The following is a 17,089-nucleotide window of genomic DNA, read 5'->3' on the forward strand; positions in this document are numbered from 1 at the left end:
TGCTGGCGATTCAGCTTCGTTCAGGCTGAGGTAATATGCCAATCATTCCAAAACGTGACACGTATTACTTTCGTGTTTACCTGCGGCGGCGCGTGCTCGCGCCCCTTTATTGAGTCTGTGCTTTGGAAAATTCTACTCTGATCAACGAATCATCTGCCGATTACATTTCCCAGAGTAGGTGGCTGGGGCCTCGTGCATGAGCGGCGGATGCGTACAAGGGTGATCTGGCGCTTGCAGTGGTGGCCCGGCCTCACGGGCCCCGCTTCGGCAACGGGAAGTTAAGACGAGGGCGATCGTGTTGGTCGGCCAGTCATTAATTTGGCGCGGATTGGGATTCCCAAGTCAATAGGGCGAAGGCAGCCGTTGGTGTTAACCTGAGCATAAGATCCACTGGATGGTAGAGTCACAATTTTAGCTGACTTTAGTTTGAGTGATAGCAACCAGCTTCGTTGATATGAGTAGGGTGGCAAGTGCGGCCGACTTCTCATACGTAATCGGTTCATTTCTGCCTAAAATGGCGGATGGTTTTGCGACCTATTTACAAATGTTCCTCCGGCTCATTACGCAACGGAAGATTGGCTCGTAAGGACATTTGCATGCGCTTCTTTGGTTTGGTTTTGGCTGCAACGATATCGACGGCTGCTGTCGCGCAAGACAGTGCAGGTACCGTATTGGTGCTGGACGGCTCTGGGTCTATGTGGGGGCAGATTGATGGCGTAGCCAAGATCACCATTGCGCAGCAGGCTGTGCATACGATTTTGGATGATTTTCCGCAGGATCAGCAGTTAGGCCTCACGCTTTATGGGCACCGGCAGGAAGGTAGCTGTAGCGATATCCAGACGATCGTTGCCCCTGCAGCTGGCACTACAGCCGAGGTGCGTACTGCGGTGAATAATATTCGACCGCTTGGCAAAACGCCAATGACAGATGCCATCATCGCCGCCGCGGAGGCTCTTGATTACACCAACCAAACCGCAACCGTCATTTTGGTGTCCGATGGGGTTGAGACCTGCAATCCAGATCCCTGTGCAGCCGCACGCCGTCTCGATCAAGCGGGCGTAAGTTTTACGGCACACGTGATTGGTTTCGACGTGGATGATCCTGTCGCGCTTGGTCAAATGCAGTGCATCGCGCTTGAAACTGGCGGTCGCTTTCTCAGGGCTGCGGATGCGACGGAACTTAAAGACGCTATTGCGACAGTTGCTGCTGAACCCGAAACTGAAACCGAAGCGCTTCTTACGCCCGACGCAACACTTGATGCGCCCATGACCGCTGTCGCAGGTGCAACAATCAACGTACGTTGGAGTGGCCCTGCAGCTGCTGGCGATAGCCTGACCATCGCGCTTCCGGATACCGAGAGTTTTGTGAACTTTGTGTATGTTGCAGAAGGTGAACCTGCTCAACTCCGTATGCCGGCTGACCCTGGTGTGTATGAAATTCGCTATATCTACGCTCCAAACGATGAGATCGCAGCAACGCATCGCATCACTGTGACGCCTGCTGACGCAACTATTGATGCTCCTGCAACTGCCTTTGCTGGTGAAACGCTATTGTTGACTTGGTCAGGCCCTGATAACGAAGGGGATTATCTCGCCGTTGGTCCGGCGGGGAGCGAAGATTACATTAACTTTACCTATCTATACGAAGGCAATCCCGCGCCATTGGTGATCCCCGTTGAGCCAGGTGTCTATGAAATCCGATATCATGAAGGACAGAACGACGCAGTTGTTTTCGCGCGATCTATTGAAGTGAATGCGGCAGATATTCACGTTGATGTGCCCGCTACAGCGCCTGCTGGTGAAACGCTGATGTTGCCATGGATCGGACCAAAAAACGAAGGGGACTACCTTGCTGTCGGTCAGATTGGTGGAGAGGGGTACATCAACTTCGTTTACCTTTATGAAGGAAACCCGGCACCATTGTTGTTGCCGATTGTGCCTGGTGAGTATGAAATCCGATATTATGCGGGGCAGGACGACACTGTTCTATTCACCAGTACAATTAATCTGACACCAGTCACAGCGAGCCTCGAAGCGGCGGAAACGGCCAAATCAGGCGGAACACTAACTGTAACCTGGGACGGTCCAGGCTACGAGTATGACTTCGTCGCGATTAGTGCATTGGATGAAGAGGGATACCAATCAGAAAGCTGGAGTTACACCTACGAAGGCAATCCATTGACGATCATCGTACCAGAAGTGCCCGGCCAGTATGAGTTGAGATATTTTCTAGGACAGGACGAAGTGGCTATCGCAAACCGACCGCTAACAGTAACCGAATAATTGAATAGGCAGATCCATTTCAAATGGTCTAACCAATTTCCTCAGGCTCTCACCTTTGCAACCGCGAGTCTCTCTGTACGCCGTTATAGGAATTATTCGACGGAGCAGGCGTCTTTAAAGACTGCAATGCCGGGTAAGATGTTATCCACTTCGAGATTGGATTGGCGTGTAATGAGCTCTTTCATTTCATTGGCGACACCTATTACGTCACCATCTTCAGTCGGGTTCAGTTCGCTGAGGATGGTGTAAGTCAATGTCGCAAGGGCCTGCATTGTTTCCGCGTTGCGTTCGTCTCGTGCGGCCAGTGTGGTTAGGGTGTTCTGAAGTGCTGCGCACTCAGCTACTGAAAGTTCACCAGCCGAACCCGAGCCAAACGGTGTAAGGCAAGATAACACGCCTACCGTAAGCATAATCGTTGGACGTTCAAACATCATAACACTGACCTCCTGGCTATCTGACTTGAAATGATGTCAGACATGGAAGGAACAAAAACAACCTAATCGGTATAAACGCAAATCTTATGTTCAGCGTTGCGCCAGCATTCGCCGATCTGTGACAACAGACCCATCGATGCCGAAGCGTATCTTGTTCGGATCGGTTCACCATTGTCGTCCATCTGAACGTTCCAATAACCCTCAGTTCGGCCATCCTGTCGGTGGTCCAAATGAAACATCCAATATCCATCGGCACTGGTCAAAACAAGTTGGTTGTTGGGACTAGCCTGGCTGAAGCAATCTCCTGAAATATACTCGTCGCCCTGAATGACGACGCTACACTCAGCATTGCAGGGTAGAGGTTTATACAAATACGCATGTGCTTGCGGATCAGGCCTGCAGCCTGCTTTACAAGCCTCGGTGTCGACTTGGCTTTCTTCTGACAAGATATAGCAAAGGTCATCCGCATAAGATGTACCCGCAAATAAGCAAACTGCGCAGGTCGTTAGGTATTTGAACAATCGGAAAATTAACGCGTTTTTCATGACGGGTCAGCTTTATCAAAATTGCTCTACCTTTTAATCAAAAGAATTATCTAAAGCTAGAAACATAAGAAATTGTATAGGTCTTTGAGGGAAATGGACGGGAGCCCGTTTAGCATTTCTTCAAGCTCAATTGGAGATTCGCTGTGTGGTTGCTGCCGACGTATCTCGCCTAATTTATCGTTCGACCTACACAACTAACCCATCAAGATATTCATTTCGTTAGTAACTGGAAATGCATGAGCGACGTCAGATCTCGCGTTCGCAGCAAATGTCTGGAACGTCCGCAACTTGATATTTGAGCGTTTCGTTTTCGCTTCGGCTCGCATGAATGACCGCTTTTCCCGCCGCGCAGCGGCGTACAGATTTACGCTTTTGCAGCAATTTCCGCGCTGCAAGCGCACGCAGCACAAAATCAAGAGGTCCGCTCTGGGCTCTTTTGAGACCTTCGCGGCAATCTGCGTTTACGTCCGCTCTAGCGCCCACCAACATGGAAAATCCAATGCATCGAATAGAGCGAGGCTCCTGCGTTCTCGCAACTACAGCTTAGTCTGGCCGCCCATACGAGTTGCTACATGTCAGCTCGCTTTCCGCCTTGTATGATCCACAGATCATAAAAAGAAAATATGATCTAGAAGCCATAAAGAGCAAACTTACTATACGCGATAACTCACGAAACAGTGCGGGTTCTGAGATGACGAAAGACATATCTCAAATTGCACAACAACTCTCACACCTGCAGACCCGCAGCACACACCTGTTCGGGCGTAACCAGCTTCAACGCAATAAGGTCCTCAATCTGCCGATTGGTGATATGGCGGCACAGGGGATGGCGCTCGTGGATCCACTCGGCGAGGCTGGCGCGTCCTTTGGCTTCGGCCTCTCGCACCTTCTTGCGGTCGGCCTGTACCTGTGCAAGCCTCTTCTCCCATCGGCGCATCTTGAACCAATTGTCCGAGAAACAGACCTTGCTGCGCGTGTAGCCCTCGCTTTCCTTGGCATAGGCTTTGACCGCCTGTTTCAGATCATCGGGCTCCACCTCGGCTTTCACAGCCGCTGTGATTAGGCGCAGACTGGTCCGCCGATCTCGGATCCTGTCTTCGGGATAGGCCGCCAAGATCCTCTCTGCTTCAATATCTTCAACCTCCTCCGCGGCCTCGCGCTTGTGCGTAGGAGGTTTATGGATGGTTTTAGGATGGTTTGGGGTCCACCGTGAACCCCGTCCCCCGTTCACGGTGGACCCCGTACCGGGTTCAGGCTGGACGGGGTTCACAGTGACCCCCGTCTCAATATCGGGCTCGGCCGTGGGTTCGAGCGCGGCCACCCGCTCCAGAACAATGCGGTAAATGACGGTGTAGCCATTCTTGCAGTGCCGCCGCCCTGTCTCAATCAAAATGCCTTCGCGCAGGAAGTCGATGATTGTGCGCTTCACCGTGCTCTCGCTGAGCTCTGTGTGGCGCTGGATAGTCCCCTTGGAGCACCAGATACCAGAGCCATCATCGCTCGCCTTGTCGGCCAGAAACATGATGATGTGCTTGCGTGCGGCACTGCCAAAGCGGCGCTCGGCGCATTCATTTGCGACCGCCCAGCTCATTGCAGTGCCTCAAGGTTAGAAGCGTTTTTGTGAGCATTCTGGCGCGCAATAAGCGTTGAAACTTTCGCTTTTTGTTCACTTTTTGTCAGGGGGTGTTTTGCACCCTTAACCCGTTGTTTTCGCTGTTTCTCCTTCTGGATTGCAAATCCGTGTACACCGGTTCGATTCCGGTACTCGCCTCCATTTAGATTCAATGACTTAGCCGGATTTCAAATTTTCGGAGCATTGAAGTCTAAACAAATGTCTAAACATTCTGTTTTTGTTCTGTTCGCATTTGTTGCGCCTGAATCGCTCTGACGCGTTGACGAACCTGCTTGGTGTAATGTTGAACCATGGCTGCGCTCTGACCTGTAACGGCTGCGACAAGGTCGTCACCGCACCCTGCTTCAACGAGTTCGCATGCTGCGTTGTATCGCCAGCTATGAATATCGAAGTCGAGTGCGTTGATCTGTTGCCTGACGTTCTTCACCGCTTGCGCGACGCCGCGATATGACCAACGGTTTGTTCCTCGCTCGTTGGTCAGGATAAAGACTGAGTGGCGGCTTGCGGCGTCGAGTGCGGCTTGCAGTTCTGGTAGGATGGGAATCCAGAGTTGTTTGCCAGTTTTGTTTTGGCGCACAGTGAACCCACCGTCTTGAATGTCTGACCATCGCATTTCGATCACATCGCCAATCCGTTGACCTGTGCCGACGCACAGTTCCATGGCGAGGCGTTCACGCGTTCCAAGAGGGCAGGCGGTACGGTACTGATCTAGAAGCTCTTGTGGCCAAGGTGCCCGCGCTTTCTTGATGGTTTTGATCTCTGATACACCGCGCGCCGGATTAGTTTCACACCATCCTAAATCTACGCAGTGTTCTAACAGGACACGCAGCACCCGCAGCGAGTAGTTAGCGAAGTAGGGCTTGTCGGCGTTTGAATCGCGCAGCCGGATTACGTCTTTGCGTTTCATGTTGGTCGGGTTTGCATCGCCCATGACCTCTTCGAAAAAACGCAGATACTTGTCGTAATCCAGCGCTGTGCGTGGCTTGAGTTGGGTGTATCTGCTTGATCGATGGTAGCTTCGAATGAGAGAAATGAATGAACGCGTCGTTACTTTTGAAGTGGGAACTTTTCCGGACAGTATGGCGGCGTATTCGCTCCAAAATTCGGGTGTTCCAAACTCGGCTGAGAATTTTTGAGACTTCCATCCGCGTCGCTGAAAATACAGCCCGTTGCGTTGGCGGTATACGTGCTTAGGTAGCTCACGTTTTGTCATGGCGCATGGGCGATAGCCAATAGCTCCCGCTTGATTGCAGCGGGATTGGCACCGAATTTCAGTTACCGGCTGCATGCACTGCAAAGAATGTCTGCAATCTCGTTCAGATCGTGCCCATTTAAGTTGTATCCGGTCACTTCAGACGCGCTTCAAACTGCCCCAATGGGTAGAAATTCATTGCTTCATTTTGATCTTTCGTTGGGGCTAAAGTCTATGTGTGTGACACAGGACGGAGTACGATTAAATGAAGATGGGATTTGTGGGGCTTGGGAACGTGGGTGGCAAACTGGCCGGAAGTTTGCTGCGCAACGGGTTTGATCTGACCGTTATTGACTTGAACGCTGATTTGGTTGCTGAGTTTGTTGATAAAGGCGCAAAGTCTGCTGAAAGCCCCGCTGCTTTGATGTGTGCTTGTGACGCGGTGATTACCTGCTTACCTTCTCCCGCTGCCTGTGCCGCTGTCGTGGAAGAGATGCTGCCCGAAGTGGACGGCACTAAAACTTGGATGGAAATGTCTACAACAGAGGTGTCAGAGGTTAAACGCCTTGCCGCTCTCGTTGCTGAAAGGGGCGGGTCTGCGATTGAATGTCCTGTTTCAGGCGGTTGCCACCGAGCGGACACGGGTAACATTTCCATTTTTGCAGGCTGCGATCGCGCAACGTTTGAACGGATGTTGCCGACATTGACGACGTTGGGGCGACGCGTGTTGCACACAGGTGAAATCGGCTCTGCCTCGACGTTAAAAGTTATGACAAACTATTTGGCGACTGCGAATCTCCTGACCTGCTGCGAAGCTTTGGTGACCATGAAAGCCGTAGGCATAGATTTGAACACGACATACGAAGCGATGAAAATTAGCTCTGGAACCTCGTTCGTGCATGAAACTGAGAGCCAAGTCATCCTGAATGGATCGCGTGATATTTCATTTACAATGGACTTGGTAAAAAAGGATATCGGCCTGTTTCAAAAGCTTGCCGAAGACGCAGGCGTTCCACTGGAAATCAGCCCGTTGATGGTGGACATCTTTAATGACGGCATCGCGAAATATGGTGAACGCGAGTTATCCCCCAACATTATCCGTCGTCTCGAAGACATGACGGGTTTGGATATTACGGCGCCTGGGTTTCCATCTGAATTGACCGACGACGAACCTGAAGAACAAGGTTACGAGGTCGTCCCATCTGGTCTGACCAAGCCTGTGATGGCCGGTTAGCATGATGAAAGAAGCAAACATAAACTATTGGGACGAGAGAGCCGATCTTGCGGCAGCATTCCAATGGGCGGCCCGTTTGAATATGCACGAGGCCGTCGCCAATCATTTTAGCCTTGCAGTGAATGACACAGGGACCCAATTTCTGATCAACCCGAACCAAGTGCATTTTTCACGTATCAAAGCGTCAGATTTGTTGCTTTTGGATGCAAATGATACTGATGCGTTGAACACACCCAATGCCCCCGACCCAACGGCGTGGGGCTTGCACGGCTCAATCCATCGTTTGTGTCCCCACGCGCGCTGTGTGATGCATACCCATTCGATTTGGTCGACGGTTCTTGCCTGTATGGCAGATAGTTCTTTGCCGCCAATTGATCAAAACACGGCGACGTTTTTTAACCGTTATTTGGTCGATGATAGCTTTGGCGGCTTGGCTTTTGAATCCGAAGGTATCCGCTGTGCTCAAATGCTGTCTGACCCGACGAAGAAAGTCATGATCATGGGTAATCATGGTGTTTTGGTTGTAGGCCGTTCTGTCGCTGATACGTTTAATAGATTGTATTACTTTGAACGCGCTGCAGAGACTTATGTACGCGCGTTGCAAACCGGCCAAAAATTACGTGTATTGTCCGACGAAATTGCCGAAAAAACCGCCCAAGAACTGGACGATTACCCAGGTCAAGCTGAGGCACATCTGTCGGAAATTCGCATGATTCTTGATCGTGAAAACAGCGATTACGCAAGTTAACCCCTCCTTCCATTCACGAGAAATCGACCATGAAGAACACTCAGTTTGAACTTCAAGACAATGGCGTTATCGTTCATTTGTCAAACGGCCCCAAATACTTCAATTACTATTGGCTACGTGATGCCTGCAGCTCTAGCATTGACCCGCAAACGCGCGAGCGAATTTTTGATGTATCGCAATTACTATCTGCACCTAAGGCGAAAGAATTGTTCATCCGTGGCGATAAATTGGTCGTGGAGTGGGAATTAGAAGACGCGCCTAGCGAGATTGCTTTAAGCCTTCTGGAGCAAGTCGCTTCTGAAGGGCGTGCCGCGGATGCCGCTGCATTGCCACGCAAAGTGTGGTATAGTGATCATATGCCCCATATTACACGGGTGTCGCAGCAGTCGGTCATTGAAACCGCGAAAGGCCGTGCCATCTTAACGCGTGCGTTGATTGAAGATGGGATTGCCATTGTGACAGACATGGCGGCAACAGAAGACAGCCTTCCCAACTTGGTCAATGCAATAGGCCCGGTCACACCATCCGGCGAAGGGCTATTCTTTAACGTACGCGTAGAGATCAATCCAACAAATCTGGCATTCACTGCTGGGCCCTTGGAAATGCACACAGACCTGCCCGGTGAAGAGGCCGCACCGGGGGTGCAGTTCCTACATTGCATTGAAAACACTGTAGATGGTGGAGCCTCGCTGTTTTTGGATGGCGTGGCCGTTGCGCTTGCTCTTAAAGAAGAAGATCCAGCAGCCTTTGATCTGCTGGCCATGCACAAAATTCCATTCTTCTATCGTCACGACACGTTGGATTATCGTTCGCACCAGCGGGTGATTGAAACTGATCAGGATGGAAATGTAACCGGGGTTACGATTTCACAGCATTTGCAAGATAACATGGACCTACCGCAGGAATTACTGGACGTATACTATCCAGCTTTCATCAAATTCATTCGCATGATGCAAGAAGAACGGTTTGTAATAAAATTCCGCTCTGAGTCGGGCAATTGCGTGGTATTTGATAATCATCGTGTCGTGCATGGCCGTGAAGGGTATGTTGCCGAAAGCGGCAGCCGTCATTTGCGGGGGTGCTATACAGATCGCGCAGCAATGCGTAGCACATATCGGATCGCTTCACGCGAACAGTCATCTTAACGTTAGTATCTATCACTAAAATGCGGAAAGACAGGACGGGCAAGCGGGAAACTAGAATTTCATGCCCGTCCAAGATAATCTCAATACGTTTCGTCAAGCCGCGCCTTTCTTTACGGGCAGGCATCCCCTTCGCAGGAAAAGGCGTTTCGCTTGATCCGCACTTCGCCGTGTATATCGCTTTGAATCAAATATGAATCGTCGTCTAAGCCCAAGAGTTCCCCCTGGATTTCAGTAGCCCCATTCCGTAATATCACCGTAGTATCTACAGGTGTATTGACCTCTTCGATGCATCCGTCACCTTCGCAGATCACACTGCCAAATTCGACAGCGAGCTCTCCAAAGCTGGTCGCTAAAATGTAGGATTCATCCTTAATTTCAATAAGGTTGCCGGAAACTGTAATAGACCCATCTGGAGAGGTTAGCTTTAGATGCGGGCCGGTTGTTTCTGCTTTGGTACCCTCAGGGCAAGCGTCCCCGATGCACGATACATCGTCACCTGGAATGGTCACAGACCCAATACTGGATTGAATTCGAAAGTTACCATTTGTGTATTCTAAGAGTTCACCAGTAATACTTTCACCTTCGTCGTTGAACCTAAGCGATACTTGATTGGTCGACTGCGCCAACGCGTTGCTGGCTACTAAAACACATAGCGCAGGCGCTGCAATGCGCACTCGACGAAACATAGCGAAAGAGATCTTAGTTGTCGCATCTACTCTCACCCAGTTACAAAATGACATGAAATATATCCGATCTTAATTTTTAACTGTTATTTTCACTGGGAGTAGACGCTCATGAACTTTTACTGAGCGTAGTAGGCGTTGAAACCTGTACGCACTGTGTTGAACCAGACACCGTTTTCACGGATTTCGTTCAAGCCTTCGTTCAGTAGTGCAATGATTTGTTCGGCATCAGGATTGTCCTTGCCAACATAAACCGCCAGCGTGCTGACATTGTTCAGGTTTGGGTTGAAGATAAATTTTTCATCGAGACCAAGGCGCGTGATGATATCGCTGGCTTGACGTTGTTCCATCGAAACCGCTTGCACTTCGCCAGCATTCAGTTGCTGGATACAGTCTTCTGGTTCAGCCGGACGTGACAACGTTATAGTTGGTTCAACAAGACCATCGGCAGCAAGTAGGGCATCTGTGTAGTCTTGTGGTAGGCAGATCGTAGTTCCGTGAAAATCTGCATAGTCTTGTGTCGTTGCGAGCGGAGATGTTGCATCAACAACCAACCCATCGATAATTTCGTAGAATGGGTCAGAGTGCAGGAAGTTTTCACATCGCGCGATGGAATCTTCTGTCAACGTTTCTGGAGCTTCGCAGTTTGGGCGTAGCCATGGGAACGCGCCGTCAAATGCGTTACTTGGCAATAGTGTTTCCAAATGTGATCCCCAATCGTTAACGAAAATGATCGAAGTTGTCGCTTTGGGTTCAACGGTGTCCATCGCAGCACGCACCAGCTGCGTGTAAATCCCGCCACCTTCCATGCTTTCGTCTGTGAACGGTGCATAGCCGCTGCCGGTGACAAGAGAAATTGTGATCGGTTCATCATCTGCGGGGGCTTCAGGTTCTGTTTCGATGACAGCTGGCGCCGCTGCTGTGTTTTGCCCGGGCAAAGATCCATCAGCGCAAGGCAATCGCAGCGTCGTACCGACGCCGATGATGTTTGGGTTGCCGCCAATGGCGGTTCTGTTTGCATCCCAAATCGTCTGGAACGCGATGGTCCCATACGCTGATTTTGCAATCGTGCTGAGTGAATCGCCTGCTTGAATTGTATAGGTTGTACAGGCTTCCTGCGCCTGAACGGCTGATGCGCTCGCAACTAATGAAATGGTGAGCAATGTTGATTTATGTAGCATTTTATTATCCTGCATCTGCATCTGCGGTCATTGTCAGCATCATGCATATTCTGCATACAGAATTGAAACTAGGCGCTATTTTGCCGCTTTAGGGCTAGAAATATTACACCAATGCCCGCATTCTAAATTAGCCTTGGCGTGTGGGGCGCATAATATTCCGCAGGAATTGTGACTTGCATTTTCGGATAATATCCGGTTTTTCAGAACTTTGCGTATCGGTGAATAGTGATCGGATACTATAATTTCGAAACTAGAGCGCGGCACAAACTTCTTTGCGCCGTGCTCTTGCAACGAATGATACCATTACGTCAAGAACGGTGGGCGGACCTTGATTTCTAGATACTCTTCCAGACCGAATGTACCGCCTTCGCGACCATTTCCAGATCGTTTGTAGCCGCCGAAAGGAGAGCCATAATCAGGGCCGCGTCCGTTTATCTGGATCGTGCCTGCGCGTAGACGACGTACCACGCGTGCTACGCGGGTGGCATCACCTGATTGCACATATGCGGCAAGCCCATATTCGGTGTCGTTAGCCATCGCGATGGCTTCCTCTTCGGTGTCAAAAGGGGTGATCACCAACACCGGGCCAAAGATTTCTTCGCGTGAAATTCGCATATTATGGTCTACGTCACAGAAAATCGTCGGCTTTACATACCACCCGTTCTCTAAACCATCTGGTTTCCCAAGCCCACCCACAAGCAAACGTGCGCCCTCATCAATACCCACCTGGATCATCGCCTGAACACGGTCGTACTGGATTTTATCGAAAACCGGTCCAATGTGATCTCCGATCGATGTTGGGTCGCCTACTTTTTGCGCTTCTGCGGCAGTTTTCGCTAAGGTTAGCACGTTGTCATAGCAGCTGCGCTCGACCAAAAGCCGGGTCGGCGCGTTGCACGATTGGCCAGTGTTGTAAAAGCATCCTTCAACGCTTTCTTTGACACGTTTATTCAAATCCGCGTCGGCGAAAACAAGGTTTGGAGATTTTCCGCCCAATTCCAAGGTCACACGTTTGATACTATCCGCTGCGTCCTTGGACACAGCGGTACCAGCGCGGGTGGAACCTGTGAATGACATCATATCAATATCTGGGTGTCGCGACATGGCCGATCCCACTGCGATACCATCGCCTTGTACCAAGTTGAACACACCCGCGGGGTAGCCCGCTGCATCTACGATTTCCGCGTAGATTTGGGCTGATATTGGTGTGTGTTCGGATGGTTTTAAAATACAGGTCGAACCTGTCGCTAAGGCCGGAATGACCTTCAAAGCGATCTGGTTTATCGGCCAGTTCCAAGGCGTGATCAAACCGCATACACCAATTGGCTCGCGGCTAAGGATATCGCCGTTTGGCAACGTCTCTTCATCTTCCATCTGCTTTAGCGCGGTAATGAAGTCGTCGAGGTGACCTAAGCCAGAATGGGCCTGTACCTCTAGCGACATTGTTGCAGGCGCGCCCATTTCTGATGTCATGGCCGTGGCCAAATCCTCTAGTCGTGCCACCGTTTCGATCCGCAGCTTTTGCAAAAGTGCGAGGCGTTCGTTTTTGCTGGTTAGCGAAAAGGTTTCAAACGCGCGTTTCGCCGCTGCAACAGCGCGATCAACATCTTTCGCATTGCCCATAGATACAGTCCCGATTTGGGAATTTGTCGCGGGGTTCATGATCGGCATGGTGGCGCTAGATGCAGGATTCACCCATGCGCCATCAATATAGAATTTGTTAAGTGTCAGCATGGTTTGCATCTCCTATGGGGTGATCGGGGTTTGTGCCATTTCTAGGTGAAGCTCTGCGCCTTCATATGGCATTTTTGCGATTGCAGCGTCGTCAAGTTCCAGTCCCAAACCGGCGGTGGTCGGCGGAATGATATAGCCGTTGTCCCACATGATTTCGCCTTTGACCGCAGACATGTAAGGGCCGTCAAATGTACCAATGCTTTCCAGTATCAAAAAATTTGGGCTACAGGTGGCGATCTGGATGTTGGCTGAAGCGACGATGGGGCCACAGTAAAGATGTGGCGCAATCTGTGCTGATCGCGTCTCGGCTATAGACGCGATTTTTTTGGCTTCAAGTATCCCCCCGACGCGGCCCAGATTAATCTGCAAAATAGAGGCTGCACTAACCTCAAGTATCCGTGCGAACTCGTGCTTGGTGCACAGCCGTTCTCCTGTGGCAACAGGGATCGAGGTGAAGGCCGCAATTTGGGCCATATCGATCGGGTTTTCAGGAGGAATAGGTTCTTCAAACCAGAGAGGGTCAAAGGGTTCCAAAGCGCGCGCGAGGCGTTTTGCTCCAGATACCGTGAACTGGCCATGGGTGCCAAATAATAGATCTGCTCGCTCGCCGACGGCTGCGCGGATTTCGCGGCAGAAATCCACGCTAAGCGTGATATCTTCAAGGCGTGGTTGGCGACCGTCATAGATAGAAAATGGACCGGCGGGGTCAAACTTTACGGCTGTGAAGCCTTGGGCGATCATTCCTGCAGCAACCTCTGCCGCGATACCTGCGTCATTATAAGCATTCGGCGTGTTAGGGTCCGGATATACGTCACCCGCGGGTGGGTAGATGTAGGAATAACTACGAAGCCGGTCGTTTACGCGCCCACCCAATAATTCGTATATTGGCTTGTCAGCAGCCTTACCAATGATGTCCCAACAGGCCATCTCGAGCCCGCTAAATACGCCCATCACGCTAACATCCGGGCGTTGCGTAAAACCTGCCCCGTAAGATTTGCGGAAAAACGTTTCAATGTGATGGGGATCAGCACCGTCAAAGTGGCGGCCAAACATATCGTGCGCCATGGCGCAGCAGATATTCGGGCCGAAGGTGGCGTTGTAAATTTCGCCCACGCCTGTAATTCCGCAGGCTGTGGTCAGCCGCACAAAAATGAAGTAGCGCCCTCCATGACGGGGTGGTGGGTTGCCAACAACAAAGGTCTCTAGGGTATCAAGCTTCATCAAGCGTCCTCCAGAATAAGATCTGCCGCCCGCATGGCCAGCATCATTGTCGGTGCATTCGTATTGCCTGAGGTAATGTTCGGAAAGGACGAAGCATCCGCTATACGGAGCCCAGAAACGCCATGCACCCGTAAACGCGCATCTAGAACTGAATCCTGATCCGTTTTTCCCATTCGGCAGGTGCAGGTTGGATGATAGACCGTTGAGGCGCGGTTATGGAAATCATCTAGCAGTGCTGCGTCATCCATAGCCATCAAGTTTGGCGCTTTTGCCTCGGTCGTCACTGCGCGCAGACTGGCGGTTCTAGCGAACTTCTGAAGAACGCGGCTTGCGGCAAGAGCTGTATCGCGGTCACTTTGGCTGTGTAGCGAATTTGGCATAATGCGCGGGGCATCTTGTGGGTTGGATGAAATTATCTCCACGTTGCCAGTACTTGTAGGGCGGCAAGGTTGCGCTGAGATTTGATATCCTGATGCCTTATCAACAACTGTCGCACCAGATTCAGATACCCGGTAAGAGATGGGGTTAAAGTATAGTTGCACATCCGGGGCATCATGATGGGGGCTTGAGCGCACGAACCCACCAACTTGGTTCACGGGGACTGCTAATGGTCCCTTGCGTGTCAACAGGTATCGCAATCCTGCACCGAATTTTCCATATGTTCGACCTAGGGCGTTGTTCAACGTGCGGTCGTTCGTGTGAAATTGGTAGGACACTGCCAGATGATCCTGAAGTCCGCGCCCAACTTCGGGTAAATCACGTACCACTGCGATACCATTTTGCCGTAGTATATCGGCGGGGCCAAAACCGGACAGCTGCATAATTTTAGGGGAATTAATTGCCCCCGCACATAAGATAACTTCCTTACGTGCCTTCACCTCGTGGCGTTTGTCGCGATGGTGGAAGACAAGCCCTGTGACAGCTGCGTCTTCTGACATCAGGCGCTCAACCTCTGCATTGCGTAAGACGTAAAGATTTGATCGTCGCTGTGCAGGCCGTAAAAAAGCATCCGCTGATGACCAGCGCAGCCCATTTCGCACGGTGCTCCTATAGTAACCAATTCCGTCAACATCCGGGGCATTGATGTCTGGAACGACCGGATATCCTCCGTCTTTTGCAGCATTTAGGAAATTGGCAGAAAACGGTGACATTTGGTCAGATAGGTCCGTTACCCAAACTGGACCGTCGCCACGCATCTTTCTGCCCTGAGGCGTAATTTCACTTATGGTTTCCATACGCTCATAGGCCGCGCGCACGGTATCCCAGTTCCAGCCTGACGCTCCGGCTGCAACCCAATCATCAAAGTCTCGGGCCAACCCACGTACATAAGCCATTGCATTTATCGAGCTTGATCCGCCAATGACTCTGCCGCGCGGCCAGGGGAACGATCGCTCATTTAGACCAGGATCCGGAGATGTCAGGTACCCCCAATTTACTGCAGCATTTGATACGTTTATCGCGTAGCCCAGAGGGACCTTAATCCAAAATCTCGCATCGCTTCCACCACTTTCCAGCAAAAGCACCGAGAACTTTCCGCACGCCGACAGGCGATTTGCCAAAACGCAACCCGCGGACCCTGCACCCACGATTACGTAATCGAATTCCGAGAAGTCCATGAGCCGTGTCCGCACTTATTAGGACCGTAATTTGCGATGCGTTTCGACCAAAAATCAAACAACTGCTTTTGTGGCTTAGGGGTAAATATTATTGCCCATACACTATTGATGGGTAAAAAATATTGAGGCATCCATTGGGTTAAACAAACAGGAGACGGGTCATGAGACGCCTTCCACATGTGACTTGGTTGCGCAGTTTCGAAGCGGCGGCCCGCCATAGTTCTTTTGCCGCTGCGGCGGATGAGTTGAACCTGACACCTGCGGCAGTCAGTCAGCAGATCAAATTGCTGGAAGAAACGCTTGAGATGAAGTTGTTCAAGCGGCTTCCAAAAGGAGTCGAACTGACAGACATCGGTCAAGCGTATGCACAACCTGTACGCGCATCGTTCCTAAACCTTCAAACCGCAACTGATGGGCTTTTTAAGCCAAAGTCTAAAACGACCCTTCATGTGCGCGCGTCGATCTCCTTTGCTGTCCTTGTTCTTGCACCGCGCCTCCATGAATTCCGGTCGCGATACCCAGAGATAGGCATAGTTTTGTCCACAACCGTTTGGTCGGACCGCATGACTGATGCGACGATTGATGTCGATATTCGGTATGGTAACGGTGATTGGCCGGAAAAAGACATCTGGCCTCTAGGTGAAGGGCAGGCGACGCTTGTGTGTAATCCCACAGACGCGGCGCACTTTCAAAACGACCCAGTTGCCTTGAAGGACGCAGATATCGTTCCGATCATAGGATCCGAAAACGATTGGCCGCGCATGTTTCAGGCTCTAGCATTAGAAAGCCCTGTGCCATCGCCGTGGATGCCGGTTGACTCATCGCTTTTGGCACTTGAAAGCATTGCAAGCGGACGTGGCGTTGCTATTGTTAATAAAAAATTCTCCGAAAAGTTCATTCGGTGTGGTTCTGTGATCGAGCCCTTCAAGCAAACCATTAAAACCCAAAACAATTTTTATGTGGTCGCGCATCCCGACCTTAAAAAGCGACAACAAACGACGCTGTTTCATCAATGGCTTTTGTCCGCGACAGCATAGTTTTGCAGTGCGACCGAGTTTGCGGTGTGGCGCGGGCTCATGCTAACGTACTGTGAAAGCTGACAGGATTTTTCTATTTGGCCCCGGTTTGCAGTTGCTGCTGTGATGGGGCTTTTTCGTTTTGAATCGGCGAATTTGGCTTTGAAACTTTCGCTTTCTTTTTACTTTTTCAGGCGGCGTTTTTCACCACTAACTATTTGTTTTCGATTACTATCTTTTCGGATTGTAAACCCGTGTACACCTGTTCGATTCCGTTGCTCGCCTCCACGGAATTTCACATATTGAAGGTATTCGTCCCGCTATGGGATGTGTTTCGCGCTTCCAAATATGGAAGTTGGTTAGTGTTCGTGATTAACGCGCCAGTGCTACCGTTTTCAAACCTTCACGGTTTGCTCGGACAAAAG

Annotated in this window: 14 protein-coding genes; 5 read left to right on the top strand and 9 right to left on the bottom strand. The window is 50.8% G+C overall.

All coding sequences use genetic code 11. From position 1 onward, the window contains the following. The first annotated feature begins 596 nt into the window (after window positions 1-596). Window positions 597-2,282, top strand: a complete 1,686-nt coding sequence (locus ACHUEV_RS17450) for a vWA domain-containing protein (RefSeq protein WP_394182164.1) — start codon at window positions 597-599, stop codon at window positions 2,280-2,282. A 92-nt stretch (window positions 2,283-2,374) separates the two neighbouring features. Here the strand turns inward: ACHUEV_RS17450 and ACHUEV_RS17455 are convergent, their stop codons facing one another. From ACHUEV_RS17455 to ACHUEV_RS17470, 4 genes are all read right to left on the bottom strand, one after another. Then, on the bottom strand, window positions 2,375-2,716 hold the full coding sequence (locus ACHUEV_RS17455; protein ID WP_394182166.1) for a hypothetical protein: 342 nt from the start codon (window positions 2,714-2,716) through the stop codon (window positions 2,375-2,377). Between the two features lie 62 nt (window positions 2,717-2,778). Continuing rightward, window positions 2,779-3,261: a hypothetical protein gene (locus tag ACHUEV_RS17460; RefSeq protein ID WP_394182168.1), complete on the bottom strand. Its 483-nt coding sequence runs from the start codon at window positions 3,259-3,261 to the stop codon at window positions 2,779-2,781. 727 nt (window positions 3,262-3,988) lie between these two features. Then, a complete protein-coding gene (locus ACHUEV_RS17465) occupies window positions 3,989-4,852 on the bottom strand; it encodes a hypothetical protein (protein WP_394182170.1) in 864 nt (287 codons plus the stop codon). Window positions 4,853-5,096: 244 nt separating this feature from the next. Beyond that, the gene (locus ACHUEV_RS17470; protein WP_394182172.1) at window positions 5,097-6,107 is read right to left on the bottom strand and encodes a tyrosine-type recombinase/integrase; all 1,011 of its coding nucleotides are present in this window, start codon (window positions 6,105-6,107) and stop codon (window positions 5,097-5,099) included. Window positions 6,108-6,351: 244 nt separating this feature from the next. Here ACHUEV_RS17470 and ACHUEV_RS17475 point away from each other — a divergent pair, with 244 nt between their 5' ends. From ACHUEV_RS17475 to ACHUEV_RS17485, 3 genes are read left to right on the top strand one after another with little or no spacing between them, the layout of a single operon-like run. Beyond that, window positions 6,352-7,320: an NAD(P)-dependent oxidoreductase gene (locus ACHUEV_RS17475; RefSeq protein WP_394182174.1), complete on the top strand. Its 969-nt coding sequence runs from the start codon at window positions 6,352-6,354 to the stop codon at window positions 7,318-7,320. A 1-nt stretch (window position 7,321) separates the two neighbouring features. Next, the gene (locus ACHUEV_RS17480; protein ID WP_394182176.1) at window positions 7,322-8,068 is read left to right on the top strand and encodes a class II aldolase and adducin N-terminal domain-containing protein; all 747 of its coding nucleotides are present in this window, start codon (window positions 7,322-7,324) and stop codon (window positions 8,066-8,068) included. Window positions 8,069-8,097: 29 nt separating this feature from the next. Further along, a complete protein-coding gene (locus ACHUEV_RS17485; protein ID WP_394182178.1) occupies window positions 8,098-9,213 on the top strand; it encodes a TauD/TfdA family dioxygenase in 1,116 nt (371 codons plus the stop codon). Between the two features lie 110 nt (window positions 9,214-9,323). On the opposite strand, the gene ACHUEV_RS17490 is transcribed toward ACHUEV_RS17485, so the two are convergent. The 5 genes from ACHUEV_RS17490 to ACHUEV_RS17510 all read right to left on the bottom strand — a co-directional run bounded on the left by ACHUEV_RS17490 (window position 9,324) and on the right by ACHUEV_RS17510 (window position 15,648). Beyond that, entirely contained in the window at window positions 9,324-9,953 is a 630-nt protein-coding gene (locus ACHUEV_RS17490) for a hypothetical protein (protein WP_394182180.1), read from the bottom strand. 62 nt (window positions 9,954-10,015) lie between these two features. After that, complete coding sequence (locus tag ACHUEV_RS17495) at window positions 10,016-11,077, bottom strand: LysM peptidoglycan-binding domain-containing protein (RefSeq protein WP_394182182.1); 1,062 nt, start codon at window positions 11,075-11,077, stop codon at window positions 10,016-10,018. A gap of 303 nt (window positions 11,078-11,380) precedes the next feature. Continuing rightward, the gene (locus tag ACHUEV_RS17500) at window positions 11,381-12,811 is read right to left on the bottom strand and encodes an aldehyde dehydrogenase family protein (RefSeq protein WP_394182184.1); all 1,431 of its coding nucleotides are present in this window, start codon (window positions 12,809-12,811) and stop codon (window positions 11,381-11,383) included. Window positions 12,812-12,823: 12 nt separating this feature from the next. Then, window positions 12,824-14,032 carry a mandelate racemase/muconate lactonizing enzyme family protein gene (locus ACHUEV_RS17505; RefSeq protein ID WP_394182186.1) on the bottom strand — a complete coding sequence of 403 codons (1,209 nt, stop codon included), beginning with the start codon at window positions 14,030-14,032 and terminating at the stop codon, window positions 12,824-12,826. After that, on the bottom strand, window positions 14,032-15,648 hold the full coding sequence (locus ACHUEV_RS17510; RefSeq protein ID WP_394182188.1) for a GMC family oxidoreductase: 1,617 nt from the start codon (window positions 15,646-15,648) through the stop codon (window positions 14,032-14,034). The genes ACHUEV_RS17505 and ACHUEV_RS17510 overlap by 1 nt, the downstream gene beginning before the upstream one ends. Before the next feature lie 161 nt (window positions 15,649-15,809). On the opposite strand from ACHUEV_RS17510, the gene ACHUEV_RS17515 reads away from it, so the two are divergent. Next, window positions 15,810-16,685 carry a LysR family transcriptional regulator gene (locus ACHUEV_RS17515; RefSeq protein ID WP_394182190.1) on the top strand — a complete coding sequence of 292 codons (876 nt, stop codon included), beginning with the start codon at window positions 15,810-15,812 and terminating at the stop codon, window positions 16,683-16,685. Window positions 16,686-17,089: the final 404 nt, after the last annotated feature.

The organism is Yoonia maritima, assembly GCF_043641945.1.
GTDB classification, from domain to species: domain Bacteria; phylum Pseudomonadota; class Alphaproteobacteria; order Rhodobacterales; family Rhodobacteraceae; genus Yoonia; species Yoonia maritima_B.